Raw genomic sequence first — 11,963 nt, 5'->3', positions numbered from 1 at the left:
GGAGCCCGTGGGGGACCCAGGTATGCCGAGCGGACCCGAGCCCGGCGTCTCGACGCGCGTGCTCACGCTGCCGAACGCCCTCACGCTCCTGCGGCTCGTGCTGATCCCCGTCTTCCTCTGGCTGCTGCTGGTGCGGCACGCCGAGCTCGAGGCGTTCTGGGTGCTGGCCGTCTCGGCCGCGACGGACTGGGTCGATGGCGTGGTGGCCCGCCGCTACGACCTCGTCAGCCGGCTCGGGCAGACCTTGGACCCCGTCGCGGACCGGCTGTTCGTGCTCACCACGATGCTGGGCCTGATGGTGCACGGCGTCGTGCCGTGGTGGTTCGTGGCCCTGCTGCTCGCCCGCGACCTGTGGGGCGTCACCGAGATGGTGCGCCTGCGACGCCACGGCCTGCGCACGCTGCCGGTGTCCTTCATCGGCAAGGCCGCGACCTTCGCCCTGCTCACCGCCTTCCCGCTCATGCTGCTGGGGCACGGTCCGGGCACCCCCGCGGCCGTCGTCCGGGCCGTGGCGTGGGCCTTCGCCTGGTGGGGTGCCGGGTTGTACTGGCTGTCGGCGATCATGTACTACATCCAGGCGCAGCAGGTCGTGCGCCGTCCGTCGGGGGAGGAGGCACCATGAGCACGCCACCAGGGGCACGGCCGGCACCGTCAGCACCCACACCACGGCAGCGTCGTCCCGACGAGAGCATGACCCTGCTCACGGAGATGATGCACCGTCCCCTGGACCCCGGGTATGCCGCCGAGGCCGACCGCCGGGTCGCGGCGGGTCTCACGCCGACACCGTCCGGGCGCACGTGGCGCACCACCGTCTATCTCCTGCTCATCGGGGTGCTCGTGGCGAGCGCCGGCATGGCCCTGCGTCAGCCCAAGGCCGCCGTCACCGCCGAGAAGTCCGCGCTCGTGGCGCAGATCGAGCGCCGCCAGACCGAGGCCGACCGGACCCAGGCGCAGATGGCGACGTGGGAGGCCGAGATGACCCGCGTCCGCGAGCAGGTCCTGGCCGGCCAGGCCGAGCAGGGACTGACCGACCGGCTGCGGCAGGCCGAGCTCGGAGCGGCGGCCACCCCCGTCACGGGGCCGGGGCTGGCGGTCACCGTCGACGACGCCCGCACCAGCACCGAGGCGTCCGCCGACGGCAACCCCCGCACGTCCGAGCAGGACCCGGGGCGGGTGCAGTCCAGCGACCTGCAGCTCGTCGTCAACGGGCTGTGGGAGGCGGGCGCCGAGGCGGTCGACGTCAACGGGCACCGGCTGACGTCGACCTCGGCGGTGCGCTTCGCCGGCGAGGCGATCCTGGTCGACTACCGTCCCCTGACCCGGCCCTACGTGATCCATGCCATCGGGGACCCGCAGCAGCTGCGCACGCGGTTCCAGGCCACCGAGGGCGGCCGCTGGCTGGACGCGCTCGGCCGTGAGGTCGGCATCCGTCACGACGTCGCGACGCAGGAACGGCTCGTGCTGCAGGGCGACAGCGGGGTGCGGCTGCGCCACGCGACCCCGGTGCCCGCCTCCGCCATACCCGCTGCTATTGCGAAGCCAGCCACCAGCACGACGACCAGCGCGAAGCCCGCCAGCACGAAACCAGCCAGCACGACGACCAGCACGAAGCCAGCCAGCACCACGCCCAGCACGACGGAGGCCAACCCGTGATCCCCGCACTCGGACTGCTCATCGGCATCGTGATCGGGGTCTTCCTCGACCCCTCGGTGCCGGTGTGGCTCCAGCCCTACCTCCCGATCGCGATCATCGCGGCGCTCGACGCCGTGTTCGGTGGTCTGCGCGCCGTCCTCGACGGCATCTTCAACGACAAGGTCTTCGTCATCTCGTTCCTGTCCAACGTGGTGGTGGCGGCGCTCATCGTCTTCCTCGGTGACCAGCTCGGCGTCGGCGCCCAGCTCTCCACCGGGGTCGTCGTGGTCCTCGGCGTCCGCATCTTCTCCAACGTCGCGTCGATCCGCCGACACCTCTTCCACGCATGAGCACGCGCCTCCCCGACCCGCCCGACGGCGACGGCACCACGCCGGAGCCCCGCACCGCTTCGCAGCCCTCCACCGCTTCGCAGCCCTCCACCGCTTCGCAGCCCTCCACCTCTCCGTCGGACTCCACCGCGCCCACGACCGCCACCCCTCCCTCCGCGTGGCGGCGGCTCGCCCGCGTCGGCCGCCCCCGCCTCACCAAGGCCAACGCGATGGCCACGGCCCTCGCGGTGCTGTTGGGGTTCGCGCTCGCCACCCAGCTGCAGTCGCAGTCACGACGCGGTCTGGAGTCCCTGCGCACCAGCGACCTCGTGCGCATCCTCGACGACCAGAACGCGCGCTCGGACCGGCTCGACGCCGAGGCGCGTCAGCTGCAGGCCCAGCGGGACGAGCTCGTCAACGGGTCGCAGCAGGGACAGGCCGCCGTCACCGCGGCCCGGGAGCGGCTCGACACGCTCGGCATCCTCGCGGGCACCGCCAAGGCCAAGGGGCCCGGGGTCACGATCCGCATCACCGACCCGCAGGGCAAGGTCAAGGCCCCCATGCTGCTGGACGTCGTCCAGGAGCTGCGCGACGCGGGCGCCGAGGCGATCCAGGTCGGTGACGTGCGGGTCGTCGCGTCGACGTGGTTCGGTGCCCAGGACGGCGCCCTGCGCGCCGACGGCAAGCCGCTCAGCGCCCCCTACGTCGTCAAGGCGATCGGCGACCCGGCCACCATGGATGCCGCCATGCGGATCCCGGGCGGCGTCGTCGAGAGCATGAGGCAGGAGGGCGCTGACGCGGCCGTGGCACGGGCAGATAGCATCACCGTGGACGCGCTGGCGACGCCGGCGCAGCCACGTCACGCTCAACCCGTGCCGGCCCCGACGACGGGACCAGCTCCGTAGCACCCGTCCACGGAGGCCCGTCCGAGCCGGACGTCATCCGCGACCTACAAGGAGCGCCATGTCGGAGCTGTCCTACCCCGAGAACCTTCGCTACACCGCCGAGCACGAGTGGGTCGCCGTCGAGGGCGACCTCGCCAAGATCGGCGTCACCGCCTACGCGCAGGACGCGCTGGGCGACGTCGTCTACGTCAGCCTCCCTGCCGTGGGCGACACCGTCTCCGCCGGCGACTCGTGCGGCGAGGTGGAGTCCACCAAGTCCGTCTCCGACCTGTACTCCCCGGTGTCCGGCGAGGTCGTCGAGGTCAACGAGGAGCTCGACGGGACCCCCGAGTCGGTCAACTCCGACCCCTACGGCAGCGGCTGGATGTTCACGGTCAAGGTCAGCGACCCCGGCCAGCTCGACGGTCTCATGGACGTGAGCGCCTACAAGGCCCAGCTCGACTGACCGATAGGCTGGTGCCTCGGACACATTTCTCATACGGTGTCACCCGCGGTGACCCGCACGTTCGCGTGACGGGCACGCGGGTGACACCGATTGATCGCCAAGGAGGGACTGCATCATGAGCCACCCTGAGCAGGAGGGCCGTCGCCCTCTCCCCGAGGGCCCGTCGACGCAGCAGTTCCAGGGCGTCGGTCAGGAGCCGGACCTCACCGCCGACGGGGGCGGCACGCAGGGGCCGCACGACCAGGCCACCGTCGACGCGCTGCGTCCCGGCACGGCGCTGCTGGTGGTCCTGCGTGGACCCAACACCGGCGCCCGCTTCCTCCTCGACGCCGAGGAGGTCAGCGCCGGTCGTCACCCCGACAGCGACATCTTCCTCGACGACGTGACCGTCTCCCGTCGGCACGCAGTCTTCGTTCGGATGGGCGACACCTTCGAGGTGCGGGACGTGGGGTCGCTCAACGGCACCTATGTCAACCGTGAGCGCACGGACGCCGGCCGCCTCCAGGCCGGTGACGAGGTGCAGATCGGCAAGTTCCGCCTCGTGTTCTACGCCCCGTCGTCCAGCTGATGCCGGTGAGCGACGGCTCCTCCTCCCGCAGCACCTTCACGATCGGCGCCGTCGTCGCTGCGCTGGTCGACGACTTCCCCGACCTGTCGATCAGCAAGGTCAGGTTCCTGGAGTCCAAGGGGCTCCTCACCCCGGAGCGTCGCCCGTCGGGCTATCGCGTATTCTCCCAGGAGGACGTCGAGCGGCTGCGCTACATCCTCACCGCGCAGCGCGACCGGTTCTGGCCGCTCGAGGTGATCCGTGACGCGCTGGACGCCATCGACCGCGGGCTCACCCCGTCGGGGCCGGGGGAGTCCACGCTCCCGACCGTCCCCGAGACGGTCGCCGCCGACGCGGTCGACTCGTTGCTCACGGCTCCCGCCTCCTCGCTGCGGCTCACCGAGCGCGAGGTGCGTCGCTCCGCCGGCATCGACGAGGCCACGCTCACCGGGCTGCTGACCTACGGCCTGTTGCGCCCCGACCGTCACGGCCACTTCGACGAGGACGACCTGGCGGTGGCCCGGGCGGCCGGCCAGCTCGCGTCCCACGGGATCGAGCCGCGGCACCTGCGGCCGTTCCGCACGGCGGCCGACCGTGAGCTGGCCCTCGTCGAGCAGGTGCGTGGGCCTGCGGCCCGACGCCGTGACGACGACCCCGCGGTCGACATACTGCGGTCCTGCCTGTCCCTGCACGCCGCCCTGGTTCGAGGCGGTCTCGGGGACTGAGCACCACGAGCGCCATCGGCGACGGGTCGCCGATCGCGAGGTACGGTGGCGAGGTGAGGTCACTAGAGGTGCTCGGGGTCCGGGTCGAGATGCCGACCAACAAGCCGATCGTGCTGCTCAAGGAGACGGACGGCAGTCGTTTCCTGCCCATCTGGGTCGGAGCGGCCGAGGCCACCGCGATCGCCTACGCGCAGCAGGGGGTCGAGCCGCCGCGGCCGCTCACCCACGACCTGATCGCCAGCCTGATCCCCGCGCTCGGCCACCGGCTCACCGAGATCCGGATCAGCTCGCTGCAAGACAGCTACTTCCGGGCCACGCTCGTCTTCGACGGCACGATCGAGGTGGACTCCCGCGCGTCGGACGCCATCGCGATCGCGCTGCGCACCGGCACCGGCCTCGTGACCACCGAGGCCATCCTCGACGAGGCGGGCGTGACGATCTCCGGGGAGACCGGCGAGGACGGCGAGGTGGCCGCCGAGGACGAGGTCGAGCGCTTCCGCGAGTTCCTCGACCACGTGACGCCCGAGGACTTCGAGGGACGCCAGGACGAGGGCCCTCACGAGGCCTGACGACCAGGTGCCACGTCTGGGCCGGCCCGCGCCCCGGGGTCCGACGAGCCGGTCAGCCGGTCAGCCGGGTCGCAGAGAAGGTGGGCGACCCGGTAGGCCGTTCGGGTAGCCCCTGGGCGCGCCGCCGCCGACGCAGCCCGACACACGTGCCGGGTGGGGGCTGATGTGATTGACGACCCCCAGGCCGGGACGTACCGTCGAACTCGAGCCCGGCACCACGTCACGCGACTGCGCGCGACGCCCGACAGCCGAGACGAGCAGCGCGAAGGGGGAGGGGCCGTGGGACCGGAGCACACCGACCGCCCGGTCGTGCCGACCGCCTCGCAGGGGTTGCTCTTCACCGACGACCTTCCCGACCTGTCCGAGGACATCGGCTACCGCGGACCCACCGCCTGCAAAGCCGCCGGCATCACCTACCGCCAGCTCGACTACTGGGCCCGCACCGGCCTGGTGGAGCCGTCCGTGCGCGGCGCGACGGGATCGGGCACGCAGCGGCTCTACGGCTTCCGCGACATCCTCGTGCTCAAGGTCGTCAAGCGGCTGCTCGACACCGGCGTGTCCCTCCAGCAGATCCGCGTGGCCATCTCGACCCTGCGCGAGCGCGGCGTCGAGGACCTCGCGCAGATCACCCTCATGAGCGACGGCGCCTCCGTCTACGAGTGCACGTCCGCCGACGAGGTCATCGACCTCGTCCAGGGTGGTCAGGGCGTCTTCGGCATCGCGGTCGGACGCGTGTGGCGCGAGATCGAGGGCGAGCTGTCCTCGCTGCCGAGCGAGCGCTTCGAGGACGAGGAGCAGCCCGACTTCCCGGGCGACGAGCTCACCGCCCGGCGCCGCACCCGCTCCGCCGGCTGACCACCCCTCGCGCCAGGGTCGTGACGACCCGGGTCGCGCCGGCCGGGGCGGCACCCTGCTGCTAGGGTTTGCAGCGCTGATCACCTCACGCGGGAGAGATCCTGCGCGGCGAAGGCCGATGATGCTCCGTCGCGACGAGGCGACGAAGTGCCGCAGGTCGACGTCGGCGGGGCGCCGAAGGGGCAACTACCCCGGAACCTCTCAGGCACCCGGACCGCGTGGGCAGGCACCCTGGATGCGTCGCCCCGGCGTCGCAGACTGGAGGGGACGGACCCGCCGCAGCGGCGAGCCCGACCTACGCCCGCCTGCCACGAGGAGCCTGCCGTGAGCGCAGACAGCACCACCACCGTGCCGGAGTTCGTCTCCCGCCACATCGGCCCGCGCGAGGACGACGTCACGCGCATGCTGGAGGTCATCGGCCAGCCCAGCGTCGAGGAGCTCATCGCCCGCACCGCACCGGCCGCCATCCTCGGGGGCCCGTCCCTCGCGCTCGAGGGAGCCCCCACCGAGCAGGCCGTCACCGACGAGCTGCGCGCGATCGCCGACCGCAACCAGGTCAAGACCTCGCTCATCGGCCTCGGCTACTACGGCACCGTGACGCCGCCCGTCGTGCGGCGCAACGTGCTCGAGAACCCCGCGTGGTACACCGCCTACACGCCCTACCAGCCCGAGATCAGCCAGGGCCGGCTCGAGGCCCTGCTCAACTTCCAGACCATGGTCAACGACCTGACCGGGCTCGACATCGCCAACTCGTCCCTGCTCGACGAGGGCACGGCGGCCGCCGAGGCCATGACCCTGATGCGGCGGTCCAGCAAGGCGGCCAAGGACGCCGTGCTGCTGGTCGACGAGCAGGTGCTGCCGCAGTCCTACGCCGTGATCGCATCGCGCGCCCTGCCGCTCGGCATCCAGGTGGAGCGGCTGGACCTGTCGTCCGTGACCACGGCCGAGGGGCTGCTCGAGGCCTCCGGCGGCAAGGGCGTCTTCGGCGTCCTCGTGCAGTACCCCGGCGCCGACGGCGAGGTGCGCGACTGGCGCGCCCTGGCCGAGGCCGCCCACGAGGCCAAGGCCCTCGTGACCGCCGCCACCGACCTGCTCGCCCTGACCCTGCTGACGCCGCCCGGCGAGTGGGGCGCCGACATCGCGGTGGGCAACAGCCAGCGGTTCGGGGTCCCGATGGGCTTCGGTGGTCCCCACGCCGGCTTCATGTCGGTCCGCAAGGGCCTCGAGCGGTCCATGCCCGGCCGCCTCGTGGGGGTGTCCGTCGACGAGGTGGGCGCTCCGGCATACCGGCTCGCCCTGCAGACGCGAGAGCAGCACATCAGGCGGGAGAAGGCCACCTCCAACATCTGCACCGCCCAGGTGCTGCTGGCCGTCATGGCCAGCATGTATGCCGTCTGGCACGGTCCCGAGGGGCTGCGGCGCATCGCCGAGCGCGTCCAGCGGCACACCGCCGCCGCGCGCCAGGCCCTCGTCGCCGCGTCCGTCGACGTGCGCACCCAGCACCACTTCGACACCCTCACGGTCTCGGTGCCCGGCCGCGCCGACGCTGTCATGGCGGCGGCGCTCGAGCGCGACCTCAACCTGTGGCGCGTGGACGCCGACACGGTGCAGCTGTCCTTCGACGAGACGACGGACCGGGCGCAGGTCGCGGCGGTCGTCGAGTCCTTCGGCGCGAGCTTCTCGGGTGCGGTGCCCGGCGACCTGGCCCCGTCCTGGCCCGAGGCGCTGACCCGCACGAGCGAGTACCTCACGCACCCCGTCTTCAGCGCGCACCACTCGGAGACGGCGATGATGCGCTACCTGCGCCGCCTCGCCGACAAGGACTACGCGCTCGACCGCGGCATGATCCCGCTGGGCTCGTGCACGATGAAGCTCAACGCCACCACCGAGCTCGAGCCCATCACCTGGCCCGAGTTCTCGTCCCTGCACCCCTTCGTGCCGACCGACCAGTCGGCGGGCTCGCGCCAGATCGTCTCGGACCTGCAGCAGTGGCTCGTGGAGATCACCGGCTACGACGCCGTGTCGATGCAGCCCAACTCCGGCGCGTCCGGCGAGCTGGCCGGCCTCATGGCGATCCGCGCCTACCACCGCGCGAACGGGCAGGAGGAGCGCAATGTCTGCCTCATCCCGTCCAGCGCCCACGGCACCAACGCGGCGTCCGCGGTGATGGCGGGCTTCAAGGTCGTCGTGGTCAAGTCCACGGCCGGCGGCTCGGTCGACATGGAGGACCTGCGCGGCAAGGTCAAGGAGCACTGCGAGGTGCTCGCGGCGATCATGGTGACCTATCCCTCGACCCACGGCGTCTACGAGGACACCATCGTCGAGCTGTGCGAGCTGGTCCACGAGGCCGGCGGCCAGGTCTACGTCGACGGCGCCAACATGAACGCCCTGGTCGGTGTCGCGCGTCCGGGCAAGTTCGGGGCGGACGTCTCGCACCTCAACCTGCACAAGACCTTCTGCATCCCCCACGGTGGCGGCGGCCCGGGCGTCGGCCCCATCGGCGTGCGGTCCCACCTGGCGCCATACCTGCCCAACCACCCGCTCGCGCCCGAGGCCGGGCCGGAGACGGCGACCGGACCTGCGGCGTCCGCGCCGTACGGCTCGGCGTCGATCCTGCCGATCTCGTGGGCGTACATCCGGCTCATGGGCGGCGAGGGGCTGCGCCGCGCGACGCTCGCGGCCGTGCTCAACGCCAACTACGTGGCGGCGCGGCTGCGCGACCACTACCCGGTGCTCTACAGCCAGGACGGGCTCGTGGCGCACGAGTGCATCCTGGACCTGCGGGGCATCACCCACGACACGGGCGTCACGGTGGACGACGTCGCCAAGCGGCTCATCGACTACGGCTTCCACGCGCCCACGATGTCGTTCCCGGTCGCCGGGACGCTGATGGTCGAGCCGACGGAGTCCGAGGACCTCGTGGAGCTGGACCGGTTCTGCGACGCCATGATCGCGATCAAGACCGAGATCGACCAGGTCGGGTCGGGCGAGGTGGCGGCGGACGCGTCGGTGCTCCGGCACGCGCCCTACACCGCGGAGTCGCTGGCGGGGGACTGGGACTACGGGTTCGACCGCCGCACGGCGGCGTTCCCGGCCGGCGTGGACCCGCGGTCGAAGTACTGGCCGTCGGTGCGGCGGATCGACGGCGCGTACGGCGACCGGAACCTGATCTGCACGTGCCCGCCCCCCGAGGCGTTCGCCGACAACGACTGACGCGCAGCGCACGAACCCGCCGCCGGTAGTCGCATCGGCCTGGGAGACCAGGGCCGGTAGGTGTGACTACCGGCGGTGAGTCCGTTCGGTCCGGTCGGTCCGGTCGGTCCGGTCGGTCCGGTCAGTCACGGATGGGACGTCCGGCGCGGTAGGCGCTGGGCGCGATCCCCACGAAGCGCGTGAACTCCCGCGCCAGATGGGCCTGGTCGAAGAACCCGAGCCGGGCGGCCAGGTCGGCCAGGGACTCGTCGGTGCTCGCGTCCAGGGCGGCCACCGCGTCGTGCAGGCGGTAGCGCGTGATGACCCGCTTGGGGGCGACGCCGACGTACCGCGCGAACTGCCGCTGGAGGGTGCGCTCGCTGCTCCCGGTCTCGGCGACGAGACGTGAGACGGTGGTCAGCCTGGGGTCCGCCGCGATGCGGAGGACGGCCTCGTGGACCTCGGCCCACGCCGGGTCGACCCGGTCCAGGAGCGTCGCCAGGGCCGGCTCGACCGGATGCCGGAAGGCCTCGGGGTCACCGGGATCGTCGGCACCGGCATACGCGTCGACGACCGCGCGGGGCAGCACGGCGTCGGCGAGGACGGTTCGGTCGGTGAGGGCACGGGCGGGGACGTCGATGACGGCGGCGAGGGCACCGGGGTGGAACTTCGTGCCCAGCACGTGACCGCGGCCGACGAGGTCGACGTCGAACCGGCGCGTCGGGACGCCGGTGACCACGACGGCGTCATACGGGATCCCTGGCCGGCCCGAGCCCACCTCGTGGGTGAGGTTGTGGGAGAGGTGGGGGACGAGCGAGCCGGGGAAGCGCTGCTGCGCGGGCAGGTCCCAGGAGAGCAGCCAGTGGCGCTCGACGAGTGGCGCGAGCTCGGGTCCGGGTTCGATGCTCCGCGGGGGAGCAGCCTGGGCCTGGGCGCTCGGGTGCAGCACCACGCCCGGCGGGGGCGTCGGCGCTGACGGGTTCGTCCAAGCCGGCATCGCTCGATCGTAGGAGCCTGTCGGCATGACGACCAACGACTCGACCACCCACACCTCGCAACCCCCCGTGGCGCGCCTGGCGATGGTGACCCTGGACTGCGCCGACCCGGGCCCGGTCGCGGACTTCTGGACCGCCGTGCTGGGGTGGGACAAGGCGTACGGCGACGAGAACTACGCCATGCTGACCGGCCCCACGCACGCGCTGGGATTCGGCCGAGTGGAGGGCTACGAGCCGCCCGCATGGCCCGACGCCGGGGGCCGCAAGCAGTTCCACCTCGACCTGGCGGTCGAGGACATCGAGGCGGCCGAGCAGCGCTGCGTCGAGCTGGGCGCGACGGTGCCCGACGAGCAGCCGGCCGACGACGCCGACGACCAGGAGGGGACCTGGCGGGTGCTGCGCGACCCGGCGGGACACCCGTTCTGCCTGACCGACGCGAAGAGCTGGGCTGACGCCCCTGCGTGCTCTGACCTCCTCCAGACCGTCGCGCGGTGGAAACCGGCGTGACGCCCCGGTGCGGCCGTCGTTAGCGTGGGCCGCATGCCCTCACCCTGGCCGCGCCGCAGCGGCGACCTCGTCCTGCGCGACGCGACGCCCGTCGACGTCGAGCAGCTGCTGACCTTCCGCAACGACCCCGCCGTCAACCGCTGGATGATGCGGACCTCCGTGGAGCCGGAGGAGTTCCGTCGCGGGTGGGCCGCTGTGCCGGACAGCGAGACCGACCACTCGTGCGTCGCCGAGCGCGACGGCACGGTCGTGGCCATGGGCTTCCTGGAGCTCGTGGAGCACGGTTACCACGAGGAGACGCCACGCGGGGTCGAGGCGCTGATCGGCTACATCGTCGACCCGCGCCACGCCGGCCAGGGGGTAGCGACCGACCTCACCCGAGGGCTGCTCGCGGTGGCCTTCGGCACGCTGGGGCTGCGCGGCGTCAAGGCCTACTGCAACCGGGACAACCCCGCGTCCTCCCGCGTCCTGGAGAAGGCCGGGATGCGGCGCGAGGAGCACGGCGTCGAGGACTCCTGGCACGCCGAGCACGGGTGGGTCGACGGCTACGGCTACGCGATCCTGGCGCAGGAGTGGCGGGGTGAGGTGCGTGGCCTTCGTGAGATCCGCGACGCGTCGGCGGCGGTCCCGCCACGACGGGCCCTCCCTGAGGCTGTGCCGTGGGAGAGCGGGGCGCGGCATACGGCCAGGTTGTCCCTGAGCGACGCCACACCGGACGACGTGGACCAGATGCTGCGCTATCGGAACCTGCCCGACGTCGGACGCTGGATGCTGCGAGCGCAGGTGGAGCCGAGGGCCTTTCGTCGCGCGTGGCTGGAGCCCGGGCAGAACGACCGGTCGTTCGTCGCGCGCCTCGGGGACCGGGTGGTCGGCACCTGCTCGATCGAGGTGCGGGACGGCGGCGGACAGCCCGGCGGACCCGTGCACGGCTGCGAGGCGGAGCTCGGCTACGTGCTGGACCCGGCCTTCCACGGACAGGGCTACGGGCGGGAGATCGCCGCTGCCGGCCTGGACCGCTGCTTCCGCGAGCTCGGGGTGCGTCGGGTGACCGCCGGCCTGTATGCCGACAACGTGGCGTCGGCCCGGTTGCTGTCCGGGCTCGGGATGCGCCTGGAGCAGTACGGTGTCCGCGACTCGTGGCATCCCGACCACGGCTGGGTGGACGGCGCGGCATACGGCCTGCTCGCCCGCGAGTGGCGGGCCTGACCTCGACCGCAGCGCCAGCCACGCGACCACCCGGCCCGCCTGACCATCCGACCCCG

Annotated in this window: 13 protein-coding genes and 1 riboswitch; of the genes, 12 read left to right on the top strand and 1 reads right to left on the bottom strand. The window is 72.5% G+C overall.

Features of this window, described 5'->3' with window-relative positions:
• The first annotated feature begins 7 nt into the window (after positions 1-7).
• The 10 genes from B4K29_RS11815 to gcvP all read left to right on the top strand — a co-directional run bounded on the left by B4K29_RS11815 (position 8) and on the right by gcvP (position 9,220).
• Positions 8-622: a CDP-alcohol phosphatidyltransferase family protein gene (locus tag B4K29_RS11815; protein WP_286967388.1), complete on the top strand. Its 615-nt coding sequence runs from the start codon at positions 8-10 to the stop codon at positions 620-622.
• Positions 619-1,653 (top strand): DUF881 domain-containing protein, encoded by a 1,035-nt coding sequence (locus B4K29_RS11810; protein WP_286959212.1) that lies wholly within the window; start codon positions 619-621, stop codon positions 1,651-1,653. The genes B4K29_RS11815 and B4K29_RS11810 overlap by 4 nt, the downstream gene beginning before the upstream one ends.
• On the top strand, positions 1,650-1,982 hold the full coding sequence (locus B4K29_RS11805; RefSeq protein ID WP_019285785.1) for a small basic family protein: 333 nt from the start codon (positions 1,650-1,652) through the stop codon (positions 1,980-1,982). Before B4K29_RS11810 ends, B4K29_RS11805 begins: the two co-directional genes overlap by 4 nt.
• Positions 1,979-2,866, top strand: coding sequence for a DUF881 domain-containing protein (locus tag B4K29_RS11800; RefSeq protein ID WP_286959222.1), 888 nt, complete (start codon positions 1,979-1,981; stop codon positions 2,864-2,866). The genes B4K29_RS11805 and B4K29_RS11800 overlap by 4 nt, the downstream gene beginning before the upstream one ends.
• A 58-nt stretch (positions 2,867-2,924) precedes the next feature.
• Positions 2,925-3,311, top strand: a complete 387-nt coding sequence (gene gcvH / locus B4K29_RS11795; RefSeq protein ID WP_239262375.1) for a glycine cleavage system protein GcvH — start codon at positions 2,925-2,927, stop codon at positions 3,309-3,311.
• Positions 3,312-3,426: 115 nt separating this feature from the next.
• Entirely contained in the window at positions 3,427-3,879 is a 453-nt protein-coding gene (locus B4K29_RS11790; RefSeq protein ID WP_019285788.1) for an FHA domain-containing protein, read from the top strand.
• Positions 3,879-4,583 (top strand): MerR family transcriptional regulator, encoded by a 705-nt coding sequence (locus tag B4K29_RS11785; RefSeq protein ID WP_019285789.1) that lies wholly within the window; start codon positions 3,879-3,881, stop codon positions 4,581-4,583. The genes B4K29_RS11790 and B4K29_RS11785 overlap by 1 nt, the downstream gene beginning before the upstream one ends.
• Before the next feature lie 53 nt (positions 4,584-4,636).
• Complete coding sequence (locus tag B4K29_RS11780) at positions 4,637-5,152, top strand: bifunctional nuclease family protein (RefSeq protein WP_037214111.1); 516 nt, start codon at positions 4,637-4,639, stop codon at positions 5,150-5,152.
• A 279-nt stretch (positions 5,153-5,431) separates the two neighbouring features.
• Positions 5,432-6,007, top strand: coding sequence for a MerR family transcriptional regulator (locus tag B4K29_RS11775; RefSeq protein ID WP_019285791.1), 576 nt, complete (start codon positions 5,432-5,434; stop codon positions 6,005-6,007).
• Positions 6,008-6,087: 80 nt separating this feature from the next.
• Positions 6,088-6,234, top strand: a riboswitch (glycine riboswitch).
• A gap of 31 nt (positions 6,235-6,265) precedes the next feature.
• The gene (gene gcvP / locus B4K29_RS11770) at positions 6,266-9,220 is read left to right on the top strand and encodes an aminomethyl-transferring glycine dehydrogenase (RefSeq protein ID WP_376783665.1); all 2,955 of its coding nucleotides are present in this window, start codon (positions 6,266-6,268) and stop codon (positions 9,218-9,220) included.
• A gap of 121 nt (positions 9,221-9,341) precedes the next feature.
• Here the strand turns inward: gcvP and B4K29_RS11765 are convergent, their stop codons facing one another.
• Positions 9,342-10,196 (bottom strand): AraC family transcriptional regulator, encoded by an 855-nt coding sequence (locus tag B4K29_RS11765; RefSeq protein ID WP_286967385.1) that lies wholly within the window; start codon positions 10,194-10,196, stop codon positions 9,342-9,344.
• A gap of 25 nt (positions 10,197-10,221) precedes the next feature.
• Here B4K29_RS11765 and B4K29_RS11760 point away from each other — a divergent pair, with 25 nt between their 5' ends.
• Positions 10,222-10,701 carry a VOC family protein gene (locus B4K29_RS11760; protein ID WP_286967384.1) on the top strand — a complete coding sequence of 160 codons (480 nt, stop codon included), beginning with the start codon at positions 10,222-10,224 and terminating at the stop codon, positions 10,699-10,701.
• 33 nt (positions 10,702-10,734) lie between these two features.
• Positions 10,735-11,907 carry a GNAT family N-acetyltransferase gene (locus B4K29_RS11755; protein ID WP_286967383.1) on the top strand — a complete coding sequence of 391 codons (1,173 nt, stop codon included), beginning with the start codon at positions 10,735-10,737 and terminating at the stop codon, positions 11,905-11,907.
• Positions 11,908-11,963: the final 56 nt, after the last annotated feature.

It is taken from the genome of Arsenicicoccus sp. UBA6765 (assembly GCF_002453335.1).
Classification (GTDB): Bacteria; Actinomycetota; Actinomycetes; order Actinomycetales; family Dermatophilaceae; genus Arsenicicoccus; species Arsenicicoccus bolidensis.
The sequence above is the reverse complement of the archived record's forward strand: the minus strand, read 5'-3'. Positions and strand labels throughout refer to the sequence as shown.

Excerpts from the sequence above, each read along its gene's own strand:
- B4K29_RS11810 (WP_286959212.1), top strand. The coding sequence starts at position 619 with ATGAGCACGCCACCAGGGGCACGGCCGGCACCGTCAGCACCCACACCA.
- B4K29_RS11800 (WP_286959222.1), top strand. The coding sequence starts at position 1,979 with ATGAGCACGCGCCTCCCCGACCCGCCCGACGGCGACGGCACCACGCCG.
- gcvH (WP_239262375.1), top strand. The coding sequence starts at position 2,925 with ATGTCGGAGCTGTCCTACCCCGAGAACCTTCGCTACACCGCCGAGCAC.
- B4K29_RS11790 (WP_019285788.1), top strand. The coding sequence starts at position 3,427 with ATGAGCCACCCTGAGCAGGAGGGCCGTCGCCCTCTCCCCGAGGGCCCG.
- B4K29_RS11785 (WP_019285789.1), top strand. The coding sequence starts at position 3,879 with ATGCCGGTGAGCGACGGCTCCTCCTCCCGCAGCACCTTCACGATCGGC.
- B4K29_RS11765 (WP_286967385.1), bottom strand. The coding sequence starts at position 10,196 with ATGCCGGCTTGGACGAACCCGTCAGCGCCGACGCCCCCGCCGGGCGTG.
- B4K29_RS11760 (WP_286967384.1), top strand. The coding sequence starts at position 10,222 with ATGACGACCAACGACTCGACCACCCACACCTCGCAACCCCCCGTGGCG.
- B4K29_RS11755 (WP_286967383.1), top strand. The coding sequence starts at position 10,735 with ATGCCCTCACCCTGGCCGCGCCGCAGCGGCGACCTCGTCCTGCGCGAC.